At 66.2% G+C, this 14,422-nt stretch carries 18 protein-coding genes; 7 read left to right on the forward strand and 11 right to left on the reverse strand.

The genetic code is table 11. The features are described 5' to 3' along the window. The 5 genes from R2C4_RS14800 to R2C4_RS14820 are packed head-to-tail and all read left to right on the forward strand — an operon-like array spanning window position 1 to window position 4,041. Window positions 1-1,089 carry a glycosyltransferase family 4 protein gene (locus tag R2C4_RS14800; protein WP_141891231.1) on the forward strand — a complete coding sequence of 363 codons (1,089 nt, stop codon included), beginning with the start codon at window positions 1-3 and terminating at the stop codon, window positions 1,087-1,089. Then, on the forward strand, window positions 1,086-1,673 hold the full coding sequence (locus tag R2C4_RS14805; protein ID WP_141891232.1) for a histidine phosphatase family protein: 588 nt from the start codon (window positions 1,086-1,088) through the stop codon (window positions 1,671-1,673). Before R2C4_RS14800 ends, R2C4_RS14805 begins: the two co-directional genes overlap by 4 nt. Beyond that, entirely contained in the window at window positions 1,670-2,806 is a 1,137-nt protein-coding gene (locus tag R2C4_RS14810) for a glycosyltransferase family protein (protein WP_141891233.1), read from the forward strand. Before R2C4_RS14805 ends, R2C4_RS14810 begins: the two co-directional genes overlap by 4 nt. Continuing rightward, window positions 2,803-3,561, forward strand: coding sequence for a polysaccharide deacetylase family protein (locus tag R2C4_RS14815; protein ID WP_141891234.1), 759 nt, complete (start codon window positions 2,803-2,805; stop codon window positions 3,559-3,561). The genes R2C4_RS14810 and R2C4_RS14815 overlap by 4 nt, the downstream gene beginning before the upstream one ends. Further along, entirely contained in the window at window positions 3,562-4,041 is a 480-nt protein-coding gene (locus R2C4_RS14820) for a class I SAM-dependent methyltransferase (RefSeq protein ID WP_141891235.1), read from the forward strand. Between the two features lie 59 nt (window positions 4,042-4,100). On the opposite strand, the gene R2C4_RS14825 is transcribed toward R2C4_RS14820, so the two are convergent. Next, window positions 4,101-5,243 (reverse strand): alpha-D-ribose 1-methylphosphonate 5-triphosphate diphosphatase, encoded by a 1,143-nt coding sequence (locus tag R2C4_RS14825; protein WP_141891236.1) that lies wholly within the window; start codon window positions 5,241-5,243, stop codon window positions 4,101-4,103. 50 nt (window positions 5,244-5,293) lie between these two features. On the opposite strand from R2C4_RS14825, the gene R2C4_RS14830 reads away from it, so the two are divergent. Beyond that, the gene (locus R2C4_RS14830; protein ID WP_141891237.1) at window positions 5,294-5,977 is read left to right on the forward strand and encodes a DUF1045 domain-containing protein; all 684 of its coding nucleotides are present in this window, start codon (window positions 5,294-5,296) and stop codon (window positions 5,975-5,977) included. On the opposite strand, the gene phnN is transcribed toward R2C4_RS14830, so the two are convergent. From phnN to phnG, 7 genes are read right to left on the reverse strand one after another with little or no spacing between them, the layout of a single operon-like run. After that, the gene (phnN, locus tag R2C4_RS14835) at window positions 5,959-6,519 is read right to left on the reverse strand and encodes a phosphonate metabolism protein/1,5-bisphosphokinase (PRPP-forming) PhnN (protein WP_141891238.1); all 561 of its coding nucleotides are present in this window, start codon (window positions 6,517-6,519) and stop codon (window positions 5,959-5,961) included. The genes R2C4_RS14830 and phnN overlap by 19 nt on opposite strands. After that, window positions 6,516-7,199, reverse strand: coding sequence for a phosphonate C-P lyase system protein PhnL (phnL, locus tag R2C4_RS14840; RefSeq protein WP_141891239.1), 684 nt, complete (start codon window positions 7,197-7,199; stop codon window positions 6,516-6,518). The genes phnN and phnL overlap by 4 nt, the downstream gene beginning before the upstream one ends. A gap of 10 nt (window positions 7,200-7,209) precedes the next feature. After that, window positions 7,210-7,980: a phosphonate C-P lyase system protein PhnK gene (phnK, locus tag R2C4_RS14845; RefSeq protein ID WP_141891240.1), complete on the reverse strand. Its 771-nt coding sequence runs from the start codon at window positions 7,978-7,980 to the stop codon at window positions 7,210-7,212. A 49-nt stretch (window positions 7,981-8,029) separates the two neighbouring features. Beyond that, window positions 8,030-8,887 carry an alpha-D-ribose 1-methylphosphonate 5-phosphate C-P-lyase PhnJ gene (locus tag R2C4_RS14850; protein ID WP_141891241.1) on the reverse strand — a complete coding sequence of 286 codons (858 nt, stop codon included), beginning with the start codon at window positions 8,885-8,887 and terminating at the stop codon, window positions 8,030-8,032. Next, window positions 8,884-9,984 carry a carbon-phosphorus lyase complex subunit gene (locus R2C4_RS14855; protein ID WP_141891242.1) on the reverse strand — a complete coding sequence of 367 codons (1,101 nt, stop codon included), beginning with the start codon at window positions 9,982-9,984 and terminating at the stop codon, window positions 8,884-8,886. The genes R2C4_RS14850 and R2C4_RS14855 overlap by 4 nt, the downstream gene beginning before the upstream one ends. A 4-nt stretch (window positions 9,985-9,988) precedes the next feature. Then, the gene (gene phnH, locus R2C4_RS14860; protein ID WP_141891243.1) at window positions 9,989-10,573 is read right to left on the reverse strand and encodes a phosphonate C-P lyase system protein PhnH; all 585 of its coding nucleotides are present in this window, start codon (window positions 10,571-10,573) and stop codon (window positions 9,989-9,991) included. Beyond that, window positions 10,573-11,025 (reverse strand): phosphonate C-P lyase system protein PhnG, encoded by a 453-nt coding sequence (gene phnG / locus R2C4_RS14865; RefSeq protein WP_141891244.1) that lies wholly within the window; start codon window positions 11,023-11,025, stop codon window positions 10,573-10,575. Before phnG ends, phnH begins: the two co-directional genes overlap by 1 nt. Window positions 11,026-11,132: 107 nt before the next feature. Between phnG and phnF the strand changes: the two genes are divergently transcribed. Further along, a complete protein-coding gene (phnF, locus tag R2C4_RS14870; RefSeq protein ID WP_141891245.1) occupies window positions 11,133-11,846 on the forward strand; it encodes a phosphonate metabolism transcriptional regulator PhnF in 714 nt (237 codons plus the stop codon). Window positions 11,847-12,079: 233 nt separating this feature from the next. On the opposite strand, the gene R2C4_RS14875 is transcribed toward phnF, so the two are convergent. The 3 genes from R2C4_RS14875 to R2C4_RS14885 are packed head-to-tail and all read right to left on the reverse strand — an operon-like array spanning window position 12,080 to window position 14,294. Beyond that, on the reverse strand, window positions 12,080-12,883 hold the full coding sequence (locus R2C4_RS14875; RefSeq protein WP_141891246.1) for an ABC transporter substrate-binding protein: 804 nt from the start codon (window positions 12,881-12,883) through the stop codon (window positions 12,080-12,082). Next, entirely contained in the window at window positions 12,880-13,590 is a 711-nt protein-coding gene (locus tag R2C4_RS14880) for an ATP-binding cassette domain-containing protein (RefSeq protein ID WP_058284975.1), read from the reverse strand. Before R2C4_RS14880 ends, R2C4_RS14875 begins: the two co-directional genes overlap by 4 nt. Next, entirely contained in the window at window positions 13,590-14,294 is a 705-nt protein-coding gene (locus R2C4_RS14885; RefSeq protein WP_027244766.1) for an ABC transporter permease, read from the reverse strand. The genes R2C4_RS14880 and R2C4_RS14885 overlap by 1 nt, the downstream gene beginning before the upstream one ends. Window positions 14,295-14,422 lie beyond the last annotated feature (128 nt).

Below are 14,422 nucleotides of genomic sequence, written 5' to 3' on the forward strand. Positions count from 1 at the left end.
ATGCAGCCGGGAGCCGGAAAACAGGTCGCCTTTTACGCGCCGATGAAGCCGCCGCACCACCCGGTGCCCTCCGGTGACCGCGAGATTGCCCGCAACCTGATGGGCCTGCTTCGCAGCAGCGGCGCGGATGTGCAGCTGGTCTCCGACTTCAGGTCCTATGAAAAACGCGGCGAGGCGGCATTGCAGACAGACCTGCGGAAGGCAGCAGAGGCGGAGGCCGCCCGGCTGATCCGGGAGATGCCGGCGGCAGACCTCTGGGTCACCTACCACAACTATTACAAGGCGCCGGACCTGATCGGCCCCGCCGTGGCCCGCGCCCGCGCGATACCCTATGTGCAGATCGAATCCACCCGCGCCAAAAAGCGCCTGACCGGGCCATGGGCGGGATTTGCCGAAGCCGCCCACGCCGCTGCCGATGCCGCTGCGGCGATCTTCTATTTCACCGGACAGGACCACTTCGCGCTGGAGCGCGATCGCTGCGGCGGCCAGATTGTAGCTCCCTTGCCGCCCTTCCTGCCGCTTGAGGGTCTGCCCGCCGCGTCTTCCTTGGACGGCCCGATGCTGACAGCAGGCATGATGCGCGCTGGCGACAAGCTCGCTTCCTACCGGATAATTGCCCAGACGCTTGCGCATTTGCCTGGTGACTGGCGGCTGGACATCGCAGGCGATGGCCCGGCCCGGTCTGACGTTGAGGCGCTGATGGCCCCCTTTGGCGGCCAGGTCCGATTTCTGGGACAGCTCTCGCGCGAGGATCTGTCGGCGGCATATATCAAATCCTCCCTGTTCCTGTGGCCCGGCGTGAACGAAGCCTTCGGCATGGTCTATCTTGAGGCGCAGGCCCACGGCCTGCCGGTGGCAGCCCAGAACCGCCCCGGCGTGCGCGATGTGCTGCTGCCCCGCCCCTACCCGGACCCCGAAGACGGCGCGGCGGCTTTGGCAGCTTTCACGGCCGGCCTGCTGGCAAGCCCCGCCCTGTGCAGCGGCATTGGCCGGGAGGCCCGTGAATACATCGCCCGGAACCACCTCGCCCCCGCGGCTGCCCGCCGGTTTTGGGACATCGCCGCCCCGCTGATGGAGACACAGACATGATCCGCCTCGCCCTATTGCGGCACGGCCACACCGCCTGGAACCGTGCCGGGCGCATTCAGGGGCGCAGCGACATACCGCTGGACGCGCAAGCCCGCGAGGATTTGAGCGGTTACGCCCTGCCCGCCCCGTGGGACACCGCAGAGCTATGGTCCAGCCCGCTGGTGCGTGCAGCCGAAACCGCAGAATTGGTGGCAGGCCGCCCGCCCCGTACCGCGCTGGAACTGACTGAGATGAACTGGGGCGGCTGGGAGGGGCTGCACGGGCTGGACCTGAAGGCCGATCCCGCCAGCGGCTTCCGCGATATCGAGGACTGGGGCTGGCACTACCGCCCGCCCGGCGGCGAGAGCCCGGCAGAGGTCTGGGCCCGCATAGCCCCCTGGCTGCACGGCCTGACGCGGGATGCGGTCGCGGTCTGCCACATCGGCATCATGCGGATGATCCTAGCCCGCGCCCACGGCTGGAATTTCGACGGCCCCGCCCCCTTCCGCATCAAACGCAACCGGCTGTTTGTGGTGGAGGTTGACGGCGCCTCGCTCACACCCTGGGCTGAACCTGTGCGGCTGATCCGCGAGGACACGCCATGAAGGTTCTGATTGCCGTCACCCACCTCCTCGGCACGGGCCATCTTTCGCGGGCTCTGACGCTGGCACGCGCCTTTACCGAGGCCGGACACCGGGTGCAGGTGGCCTCTGGCGGATTTCCAGCTCCGCAGCTCAACGCCGAAGGGGTCGAGGTGATCCAGCTGCCGCCGCTGCGCTCGGACGGGGTGGATTTCACCCGGCTGCTGGACGCGCATGGATCTTTGGCCGGCGAAGCGTACCGGACCCGCCGCAAGGACGCCCTTTGCGCGGCCCTGCACAGGCTGCAGCCCGATGTGCTGATCACCGAACTCTACCCCTTTGGCCGCCGCTCCTTGCGCCAGGAATTCCTGGCGCTGCTGGAATCAGCCGCTGCGCTGCCCCGGCGGCCGGTGATCCTGTCCTCCATCCGCGATATCCTCGCACCGCCCTCCAAACCGGAGAAGGCGGAAAAGGCCGATGCAGTCATTGCCCGGCACTATGATGCTGTTCTGGTCCATTCAGATCCCGCGGCCACCAGGCTGGAGGCCAGCTGGCCGGTCTCGCCGATGCTTGCCGGCAGGCTGCGATACACCGGTTATGTCGCGCCGCCCGCCGCCGGCCCGCATCCAAAGCTGGCAGGCCGCGGCGAGGTGCTTGTCAGCGCCGGCGGCGGCAGCGTGGGCACGCCGCTGTACCGGGCTGCCCTGGAGGCGGCCAGGCAGATGCCCGACACCCCCTGGCGCCTGCTGGTTGGCGGTTCAGACGCCGGCGCGCGGATTGCAGAATTTGCCAAGGCCGGTTCCCCCGCCCTGCTGGAACCGGCGCGCAAGGACTTCCGGCAGATGCTTTCTAACGCCGCCGCCTCGGTCAGCATGTGTGGCTACAACACCGCGCTTGACCTGTTGCAAGCCGGCACGCCCGCGGTCCTCATCGCCTTCGATGCGGGCAATGAGACCGAACAGGGCCTGCGTGCTGCCAGCCTCGCCCCGCTGAACGGCATGGAGGTGGTCAAAACAGCAGACCTCACCCCCGAAGCGCTATGCGCTGCGGTCAAGGCAGCAATGCAGGCTCCGCCGCGACTGGCAGGCGGTTTCAGGTTTGACGGAGCCGCCCGGAGTGTGGAGATTGCCGCAGAACTTGCGGGAGGGCGCGGATGACACCGGATTGGAGCGGGCTGGACCGGGAACTGGAGCACTGGCAGGAGGCGGGATTGACGCTGCCCTTGTGGTGGCGGGACGATGACGCGATGTCCCAGTCAGCGGAACTGGACCGTTTGGCGGACCTCTCCGCGGCGCTTGATCTGCCGGTGCATCTGGCGGTGATACCGCAGGGCGTCACCCCGGATCTGGCCCGATTTGTTGCAGACCATCCGCAGCTGATCCCGGTTGCGCACGGCTGGGCGCACCAGAACCACGCCCCTGCAGGCGAGAAGAAGGCGGAATTCGGTTCGCACCGGCCGCTGGACGAGCTGCTGGACGATGCCGAGCGCGGCTTGACCCGCCTGCGCAAGCTGTTTGGCGCCAGCCTGCGGCCGATGTTCGTGCCGCCCTGGAACAGGGTCTCGCCGGAGATGCTGACCTGGCTGGCCGGCGCCGGCTTCACCGCGGTCTCCACCTTCGGTCCGCGCAGCAGCGCCAAACCCGCCTCCGGCCTTCTGCGGGTGAACACGCATCTGGATCCGATCGATTGGAAAGGCTCCCGCAGCCTGCTGCCGCCAGAGCGGCTGATCGCGCAAGCCGCGCGCCAGCTGCGCGAGCGCCGCCTGGGCGATGCGGACAATACAGAGCCTTACGGCCTGCTCACCCATCACCTGGTGCATGATGAAAAGGTCTGGGAGTTCACTGCCGCGCTTGCCAGGCGTTTGCTGGCAGGACCGGCCGAAGCCTGGATCTATGATGAAAGGATGTCCTGAATGAGCCGTCTCGACTCCATGCTGCGCCGCCTGACAGCCCAGCGCGATGGCCTGAATTGGGCCGCCGAGCAGATCCGCACGATGGAGGGCGACGTTCTGGACATGGGGCTTGGCAACGGGCGCACCTACGATCATCTGCGCGCAATCCTCCCCGCCCGCCGGATCTGGGTGATCGACAGGGTGCTGCAATGCCACCCCTCCTGCATCCCGCCGGACCAGGACTTTCTGCAGGGCGAGGCAAAACCAATGCTGGAACGGCTCGACGCCGAAGGCCGCCGGATCGCCTTGGCGCATTATGACTTCGGTTTCGGAGTGAAGGAAAAGGACGTCGCCGAGGCCGCTGCCCTGTCCCCTGTGATTGCCAAGGTGATGGCGCCAGGCGGCATCATTGTTTCCGGTCAGCCGCTGGCCGGGTTCGAGAAGCTTGTCGGCCCCGAGGGCATCCCGCCCGGCCGCTACATGTTTTACCGCGCCGGCTGATCAATGTCCCGCCCGGCCCCGGGCCGGTCAGCGAACGCCCCGCCCCTGCAGTTGGGCGTTCAGGCCACCCGCAAGCCGCGCGACCACACGCCGCGCACCGCTGGCGCGCCCGCTGTCACACGGAACCGGATCAGATCGGCGCGCTTGCCTGTCTGCAGCCGCCCGCGGTCGTGCAGCCCCACCGCATCGGCCGGCGCATGTGTGACCGTGCCCAGGCCCCGCGCCGTGTCGCCCCACAGGTCGCCCAGCCTCACAGCCGCCATCAAAAGAGCCGCCGGCACATAATCCGACGACAGAATGTCCAAAAGCTCGAGCTCCGCCAGCTCATACGCTGCCACATTGCCGGAGTGCGAGCCGCCGCGGATCAGGTTCGGCGCGCCCATCATCACCTTGATGCCATGGGCGTGGCAGGCCTGCGCGGCCTCCACCGTGGTGGGGAACTCCGCCAGCTGAATGCCGTGGCTTGCCGAAACGGCCACCTGCCCTGCCGTGGTGTCGTCATGGCTTGCCAAGACCGCGCCAAAGCGCTTTGCTGCCTTCACCGCCTCCGCCTCATGCAGGTCGCCATAGGTCTCGCGCAGCTCTCTCAGATGCGCGATATGCGCCTGGAATCCGGCATCATCGAACCCGTGCTTGCCCTTCACATACTGTTCCAGCTTGGACAGGTCGCGGAACTGCCGCTGCCCCGGTGTATGGTCCATCAGCGACACCAGCCCGACCCGGTCCGCCTCGCCAAAGGCCTCCAGCTCCGCCACCAGAGAATCCGAGCAGACCTCCGCCCGCAGGTGCAGGAAATGCGAGATTTTCAGCGCCTCCGCTGCCCGAAGCTCCAGCAGCTCGCTAGCCAGCCCGCGGGCATAGGCGCCATAGCGGCTTTCCTTGCGGCTGATCGAGCCGACACGCATCGCATCGAACACCGTGGTGATGCCAGTGCCCGCAAGTTCCGCATCATGGGCAATGATCGCGCTGGCGTGCGGCCAGTCCACCTTGGGGCGCGGCTGGATGTGACGCTCCAGGTTGTCGGTATGCAGTTCCACCAGACCCGGACAGACAAAATCGCCCCCGCAGTCGATGGCGCCTGCCGGAACCGCGGCGCCCTCCGCAATATCCGCGATCTCACCGCCGGAAACCTTCACGCTGCCGGTGCGGGTCTCCCCCGGAAGCACCAGCGTGGCATTGGCAAGGATCAACTCTTCTGTCATCTGAGCTTCACATCTTTCGAGTTATGGAAGGCCACGTTTAGGAGGCCAATGTGACATTCACGCGATACGCGATCTACTACGCTCCGCCTGCAGACGCGGAATGGTGCCGGTTCGGTGCCAGCTGGCTGGGCTGGGACCTGGAAACAGGCCGCACCCGGCCCCACCCGGAGGGCACCGGGCTGGACGTGGCGGCGATAACGGAGGTTCCCCGTAAATACGGGCTGCATGCCACCCTGAAGCCGCCGATGCGCCTGGCTGAGGGGCAATCCCAGGCGGCACTGGAAGCGGCCTGCGCGGCGCTGGCCGCAGCACAGAAGCCGGTGACGCTCGATGGGCTGCACCTGGCCCGGCTGGGCCGCTTCCTGGCGTTGCGCCCCAGCGGCGGCGAGACCGCGCTGAACGCCCTGGCCGCCGCCTGCGTGACAGAGCTGGATCCTTTCCGCGCGCCGCCGGCCCAGGCTGAGCTGGACCGCCGCCGCGGCGCAGGCCTGAGCCCCGAACAGGACAAGAACCTCACCCAGTGGGGCTACCCTTATGTGCTGGAGCAGTTCCGGTTTCACATCACGCTCACCGGCAAACTGCCAAAGCCCGACCTGCCTGCTGTGGAAGCGGCGCTGGAGGAGCGTCTTATTCCGCTGCTGCCCGCGCCGCTGGTTATCCGCGACATCGTGCTGGCGGGCGAAGCACCGGACGGCAGGTTTCACCTGATCCACCGCTACGCCCTCTCCGGCTGAAGGGCTGCCAGCGCGGCGGCCACCGCCGCACTGAGCGCACCGCTGTTGCCGATCTCATGCACCCTGCGCAGCCCTTCCGGCAAGGTGTTGGCCGCCCGGGCCAGACGGCGCTGAACCTCTTCGGCGCCCTCCCGCCCGCGGGCAGAGAGCCTTTCGGCCAGCACCTCCGGCCGTGCCGTCACCGACAGCACGATGAAATCGCCGAACACCTCCTGCGCCTGCAGCAGCACAGCCCGGGACAGATTGACCAGCACGCCGCCGGCACCGGCCCGCAACGTCTCAATGTCGCGCGGGATGCCGTAGTGCAGGCCATGCGCCTGCCAGTGCAAGGCAAAGACGCCATTTCGCTCAAGGGCCGCGAATTCAGCCTCCGTCACCGCCTGGTAGTCCTCGCCGCCAGCCTCTGGCGCGCGGGTGATCACCCGCCGCATCAGCCGCAGCCGGGGATCGGAGACCGCAAGGGCAGATATCAGGCTGTCCTTGCCGGCGCCCGACGGTCCGACCACGGCAATGACCGGGCCCTTTTCCGCACGCGCGCTCATGCCGCCGCCTTGGGCGCAAAGTCAGAGACATCAACGAACCGGTCGCAAACCTGCTGGCGCGCCGCCTCATCGTGGAAGATACCGATGATCGCAGCCCCCCGCGCCTTGGCACCTTCGATCAGCGCCAGCACGGTGGCGCGGTTTTGCGCATCGAGGCTCGCCGTCGGCTCGTCCAGCAGCAGCGCCGGATACTCATAGGCGAAGCCGCGCGCGATATTCACCCGCTGCTGCTCGCCGCCCGAAAATGTGGTGGGGCTAAGGCTCCACAGACGTTCGGGAATGTTGAGCTGCGCCAAGAGCGAGGCCGCCTTGTCCCGCGCCTGATCCGCCGGCGTGCCGACCGCCAGCAGCGGTTCGGCCACAACATCCAGCGTAGGCACCCGCGGAACCACCCGCAGGAATTGGCTGACATATCCCAGCGTCTCGCGGCGCAGCGCCAGAATCTCCCGCGGCTCGGCCTTGGCCACATCCACGCCGCCCACGACCACACTGCCGGAAGCGGCCAGGTAATTGCCGTAGATCACCCGCATCAGGGTGGACTTGCCCGCGCCGGAGGCCCCGACCAGGCCGGCGCATTCGCCAGGCTTCACGCTCAGGCTGGCGTTCTCCATCACCGGGATCACTGCGCTGCCCTGGTTATGCAGGGTGAAGCTTTTGCTCACATTCTTCAGTTCAATCATCGCCCCGTCCTCAGACTTGCAGCACGCTGGAGACCAGCAGCTGGGTATAGGCGTGCTGAGGGTCGTCCAGCACTTGATCGGTCAGCCCGGTTTCCACCACATGCCCGTCCTTCATCACCATCAGCCGGTCCGCCAAAAGGCGCACCACAGCCAGGTCATGGGTCACGATGATCGCGCTCAACCCCATTTCGCGCACCAGACCGCGCAGCAGGTCCAGCAGGCGCGCCTGCACCGACACGTCCAAACCGCCGGTCGGCTCATCCATGAACACCAGCCGCGGACCGGTCACCAGATTGCGGGCAATCTGCAGGCGCTGCTGCATACCGCCGGAGAAGGCTGAGGGGCGGTCATCAATCCGGCTCTCCGAGATTTCCACGCGGCCCAGCCAGTCGGCCGCATGATCGCGGATCGCGCCATAGTGACGGTTGCCAACGGCCATCAGCCGCTCGCCGATATTGCCGCCGGCACTCACGGACATGCGCAAACCGTCGCGGGCGTGCTGATGCACAAACGCCCAATCGGTGCGGCCCAGCATCCGCCGCGCCGGTTCAGACATGGTGACGGTATCCACCGGCCCGTCAGCGCGGGTGTCAAAGATCACCTCCCCCCGGTCCGGCACAAGGTGGCCCGCCAGGCTGTTCAGCAGCGTCGACTTGCCTGAACCGCTTTCGCCTACGATCCCCATCACCTCGCCGGGATAGAGATCAAAGCTCACATCCGTGCAGCCGATCCGGGCGCCATACATCTTGGCGACGTCTTTCACTTGCAGCAAAGGCGTCATTGCCTTCCCTCCCGCCAGATCTTTTCCGAAATTTTTTGCATGTTCTCCATCACGCGGCTTCCTCTCCCAGGCGGCCGGCATGGCCCGCGTCACGCCGCGTGTGGCAGTAATCGGTGTCCGAACAGACAAACATCCGGGTGCCCGCGTCATCCAGGATCACCTCATCCAAATAGCTGTCCTCTGCCCCGCACAGGTCGCAAGGGTGATCTGCCTTGCTGGCCTCAAACGGGTAATCTTCAAAATCAAGGGACACGACCTGCGTATAGGGAGGCACCGCATAAATACGCTGCTCGCGGCCCGCGCCGAACAGCTGGATCGCCGCCATCTCCATCTTGGGGTTGTCGAACTTGGGGATCGGCGAAGGGTCCATCACGTACCGTCCCTCCACCTTCACCGGGTAGGCATAGGCGGTGGCAATCGCGCCGTGCTGCGAGATGTCCTCATATAGTTTCACGTGCATCAGCCCGTATTCCTGCAAGCTGTGCATTTTGCGGGTCTCGGTCTCCCGCGGCTCCAAAAAACGCAGCGGCTCCGGGATCGGCACCTGGTAGACCAGGATCTGATCTTCGGTCAGCTCTGCCTCGGGGATCCGGTGGCGGGTCTGGATGACGCTGGCCTTCTCCGTTTCCTCGGTAGTGGCAACCCCCGCCGTCTTTTCAAAGAACTTGCGGATCGAGACCGCATTGGTGGTGTCATCGGCGCCCTGGTCGATCACTTTCAGCGTATCGTCCGGCGTCAGCGTCGCGGCCGAGACCTGCACTCCGCCGGTGCCCCAGCCGTAAGGCATCGGCATCTCGCGGCTGGCAAAGGGCACCTGATAGCCCGGCACCGCCAGCCCTTTCAGGATCGCCCGGCGGATCATCCGCTTGGTCTGTTCGTCAAGGTATGCAAAGTTGTAGTCGTTCATTCCACAGCCTCCCGTGCGGCCAGTGTCTCTGCCAGCTCCGCCGCTTCGCGGCGCAGTTTGCGGACCAGTTCCAGTTCGGACTGAAAATCCACGTAATGCGGCAGTTTGATATGCTCCAAAAAGCCAGTCGCCTGGATGTTATCCGCGTGGCTCAGGACAAATTCCTCGTCCTGGGCTGCGGCGCCCACATTGTCCTCGCCCAGCTCCTCCCAGCGCAGCGCGCGGTCGACCAGCGCCATGGCGATGGACTTGCGCTCTGACTGGCCAAAGACCAGCCCGTAGCCGCGGGTGAACTGCGGCGGCACCGTATTGGAGCCCTTGAACTGGTTCACGGTCTCGCATTCGGTCAGCTCCACCTCGCCGATTTCAATGGCAAAGCCCAGCTCAGGGATGTCCATCTCCACCGGCACGGTGCCGATGCGCAATTCGCCGACAAAGGCATGATTGCGCGCGTAGCCGCGCTGGGTCGAGTAGGCCATGCCGAGGATGAAGCCTTCATCGCCGCGGGTCAGCGATTGCAGCCGCACCGCCCGGCCCGCCGGAAAAGACATCGGCTCCCGGGTCAGATCGCCCGGCACTGCGTCCGAGGACGGCTCTCGCTCGATAATGTCCTCGCCCTGCAGAAACCCGGTGATATGCGGCGTCGCTGCATTGCGCGGCTCGGACACCGGTGCCTCTGGCACCTCGCCCTCCGCCGCCAGTTTGAAATCCAGCAGCCGGTGGGTGTAGTCGAACGTCGGACCCAGCACCTGGCCGCCGGGGGCGTCCTTGAAGGTGGCCGAGATTCGGCGGTCGCAGGCCATCTCCCCGGTCTTCACCGGCTGCGAATAGCCGAACCGCGGCAGGGTGGTGCGGTAGGCGCGGATCAGGAAGATGGCCTCGATCAGATCGCCGCGGGACTGCTTGATCGCCAGCGCCGCCAGTTCCGGGTCGTACAAAGACCCTTCGGCCATCACCCGGTTCACCGCCAGGCTCAGCTGTTCGCGGATCTGGGGCAGGCTCAGCTCCGCAACACTGGTATCGCCGCGGCGCTCCTCTGCCAGCCAGGCATGGGCGTTCTCAATGGCGCGTTCGCCGCCTTTGACAGCAACATACATGGGCTCATGCCTCCCTGGTGATGCCGGTGGACCGGGGCAGCGCAGCCACCTGCGACCCCGAGGTGAAGAAGAAGTCCACTCCCAGCGGGTAGAGAGCGGCATTGTTCTGGAACGCAGTTAGTTCCGGCAGCTGCATCCGGGCTGTGTCTTTGATGCCGGGGCCGCTCAGCACCGCGTTGGGGGCAGCGAAACCGGGCGTTTCGACAATCAAAGTGGCCGAGCGGTCTGGATATTCAGGGGTGCCGATGCGGAAGCGGTCCAACGGCATCAGCGCCTCCCAGCTGCCAAGCGCGAAATCCGCCTGCTCCGCCGGGACAACCGGCGCGCCCGTGTGAAACGCCAGCCAGCCGCGCAAGGCACCGCTGTCCGTGCCCGGCGCCAGATAAACACCGGTTTCCGGATCGCACAGCGTCAGCAGCAGGCTGCCCGCCGCGGCTGAGATCCCGTCCGGCGGTGCCGCTCCGGTGATGTCCTGGACCTGGCCGGGCCGGGCCATGGCGTTCATCGCGGCGCGGAAGGCATGTGCCGCAGCCACCGGGGGATTGCTGAAGCCGCCCGCATAAACGGCATTCGGGGTTTCCAGGCTCATCAGTCCTCTCCCCGCACCATGGTGAAAAACTCGACCTTGGTCGCCGCCGCCTTGGCGGCTCGGGCGTTCTTTTTCGCCTGCCGCTCTTCTGCCAGCGGCTCCAGCACTGCCTTGCGCACGCCCGCCGCCGCACTGGTCTGCATCAGCGCATCAATCTTGGCGGCCATTGCCGCCTTGGCCTTGCTGCGCCCCTGCACATACCCGTGACCGACGGTGCCGTCGTCCAGCGACACCGCACAGCGGGTAACGGTCATTTCTCCCAGATTGAAGGGCGCACCGGTCCCGCCCATGCGGCCCCGCACCATGACCCCGCCAGCCTCGGGCGGGCGCAGCCATTCACAAACGGGATCAATCCCGCAGCCCTGCCACAGCTCAGTCAGCCGGGCCTCGTCAGCAGTGGCCAGCAGGCTCATCCAGCCTTTGCGGTCCGCTGCGGAAAATGTGGTTTTCATCTGTCTATGCCTCTTGGCCGGGTTGTCTACATCAACTATACAACTAGACAAATGTTAGCCGAGTCGCCCCGGCAGGCGCAATCGAAGACTTGTGAAAGTTCCATGACATGGCCCGCACCCCGGTTTGGAAATCCATCGCCATCGCCCTGACCGATGACATTGCCCAGGGCCGGTATGAGACCGGCGGCAAGCTGCCGGCCGAGGCGCAGCTGTCAGCCCGGTTCGGAGTCAACCGCCACACCGTGCGCCGGGCGCTGGCGGACATGGCGGCGCAGGGCCTGGTGCATTCCCGCCGCGGCGCAGGGGTGTTCGTGGCCGCCAAGCCAACCGACTACCCCATTGGCAAGCGCGTCCGGTTCCACCAGAACCTGGCGCGCGAGGGACGGATCCCGGGGAAAAGACTGCTGACGCTGGAAACCCGCGCCGCCGGGCTGCGCGAGGCTGAGGCGTTGCGGCTGACGGCGGGCGACCCGGTGCTGGTTTACGACGGGCTGTCGCTGGCCGACGGCCAGCCCATCGCCCTGGCCCAAGCCGTGTTTCCGGCCGGGCTGCTGCCAGGGCTGCGCGAGGCGCTGGAGGAGGAAAGCTCGATCACCAAGGCTCTGAAACGCTGCGGGGTCGAGGACTACACCCGCCGCGAAACCCGCATCGCCGCCAAGCTCGCCACCGCCACCCAGGCGCTGCACCTGCAGATCAGCGAAGGCGCCCCGATCCTGCGCACGACATCGGTCAGCGTGGACACAACGGGCACGCCGATCGAGTTCGGCCGCACCTGGTTTGCCGGCGACCGTGTGACACTGACGGTGGGCGGTGAAACCTGAAGCGGACCGCTCCCGCCTGTTCCGGCGCAATTGAAATTGCACCTCACAGTTGGGCGCAGCGCCGCGCTGGCGCGCAGCGCGGTGGCGCATCACAGCTGGCACAGCGCTTCTCAGACCGCTTATTCCCCTAAAGCTCTGTACCGCACGGGACCGCACCGCGCGCAGCGTGGTGCTTTGCCCAACCATTCAGGGCATCTGTGATGCCCGGAATGGGCGGGAGCGCCTCCGCTGCGTTACTGTTCTGCGTTGAAGACAAACAGCGTCTCGCCGTTGATCTGGTAGCCGTTAATAAGGTCCTTCGCCTTGTCAGAGACCAGCCAGCCCTCCAGCTCCATCGCCAGACCGTTCTTCACATGGCCGTGCTTTTCCGGGTTTACCGGGATATAGGCGTACTGGTTGAACAGCACCGGATCCCCGGCAAACAGCAGCGCCAGCCCGGCCTTGTTGCCAAAGTTCAGCCAGCTGGCGCGGTCCGACATGATATAGGCATCCATGCCCGCTGCCGTGTTCAGCGCAGCCCCCATGCCCGCGCCAACCGCCCGGTACCACGCGCCAAACCCATCGGGCTCCAGCCCGGCAGCCTGCCACAGCGCCAGTTCTTTCTTGTGGGTACCGCTGTCATCGCCGCGGCTGACGAAATTGGCCTCTGCCCCGGCAATCTTCCGCAGCGCGGCCGCCGCGTTCTCTGCGCCGGCCGTGCCGGCCCCATCGCCCTTGGGACCGATGAGGACAAAGTCGTTGTACATGATCTCGCGCCGATGGGTGCCGTTGCCGCCCGCCAGGAACGCCTCCTCGGCCTTCTTGGAATGCACCAGGATCGCGTCCACGTCGCCTGCCTCGCCCAGCCGGATCGCCTGGCCGGTTCCAACCACCAGCAACTGCACATCCAGGCCCAGATCTTTCTTGATCTCCGGCAGCAGGATCTCTGCCAGCCCGGAATTGTGGAACGAGGTGGTCACAGCCATCTTCATTTCTTCCGCCAGCGCTGCGGTGGCGAAGACCAGGGATGCAAAGGCACCAGTAATCAGACGTTTCATTCGACAATATCTCCGTTCAGAAAAGCACGCCCCTGCGGCGTTTGCGGCCCGGCAAAAAACGCCTCCGCCGGGCTGAATTCGTGAATGCGGCCGCCCAGGACAAAGATCACCTCATCCGCCAGCCGCCGCGCCTGCCCCATGTTGTGGGTGGACATGATCAGCCGTGTGCCGCTGTCAGAGGCATGGGCCAGGATCTCTTCGATCTCGCGGGTGGCGCGGCCGTCCAGGGCGGCGCAGGGTTCATCCAGGAACAGAACCTCCGGCTCGCGCACCAAGGCGCGGGCCAGGGCGAGCTTCTGCCGCTCGCCGCCCGACAGCATGGTGGCCTGGCGCTGCAGGATCTCCCCAAGGCCGACACGGCCTGCCCAGTCCGCTGCCCGCGCGCGCGCCTCACGGCGGCTCATGCCGGCCAGCCGCAAGGGATAGGCGATGTTGTCGATCACCGTGCGGCGCATCATGACCGGTGTCTGGAACACAAACGCCTGCCGCTTCTGCGCCTCTTCCAGTGGGCAGGCCCAGTCCAGGCTGCCGCCGTTCATCCGCACAATGCCATGCAGCATCTTCAGAAGCGTGGTCTTGCCCGCCCCGTTAGGGCCAATGACAATGGATGTTCCCCGCCCGCCAAGCGTCAGGTCAACCGGTCCGACCAGCACCTTGCCGCGGCGGCGCACCTGGGCGCCTTGGGCCACCAGCGGGAACATCTGCATCACCAGCGCCCCTCGCTTTCGGTGCGGCCCAGCCAGTGGATCGCCAGGTTGACCGCAATCGCCAGCGCAATCAGCACAAACCCAAGCCCCAGCGCCATGGCGAATTCCCCCTTGCCGGTCTCCAGGGCAATCGCCGTGGTCAGCACCCGGGTGGCATGGTCGATATTTCCGCCCACCACCATGATTGCCCCGACCTCGCCGATCGCGCGGCCAAACCCCGCCAGCGCCGCAGTCAGCAAGGCGCGGCGGCCGTCCCACAGCAGCGCCTGGATGCGCTGGAACTGGGTCGCGTTCATCGAGATCAGAAGATCGTGGTAATCGCTCCAAAGCTCCCGCAAAGACTGATGCGCGACCGAGGCCACCAGCGGCACCACGATGATCACCTGCGCGATGATCATCGCCGTGGGGGTGAACAGCAAGCCAAAGACACCGAACGGCCCGGCGCGGGACAGGAACACATAGACCACAAGCCCCACCACCACCGGCGGCAGCCCCATCAGCGCGTTCAGCACCGCAATCGTGGCACGCCGCAGCCGGAAACGGCGCACCGCCAGAAAGGCCGCCAGCGGCAGCGCGATGGCACAGGCGATGGCCAGCGCGGTCAGCGTCACCCGCAGGGAGCGCAGGGTGATTTCCACCAGATCCGCGTCCAGCGTCACCAGCAGCCAAAAGGCCTGGCACAGTCCTGCCCACAGATCCGTCATTCCGCTCGCTCAACTCCGCATCAGCCTGGTCAGACCGGGTCTAACACCCTCTGGCAGATTTCAAAATCACAGGAGGAGGCATCGGAACAGCCAAAAACGTCAGACCTCTGGAAAAAGGCAAGTTTTAC

Origin of the sequence: Leisingera aquaemixtae (assembly GCF_006740765.1) — a bacterium.
Lineage (GTDB): Bacteria > Pseudomonadota > Alphaproteobacteria > Rhodobacterales > Rhodobacteraceae > Leisingera > Leisingera aquaemixtae.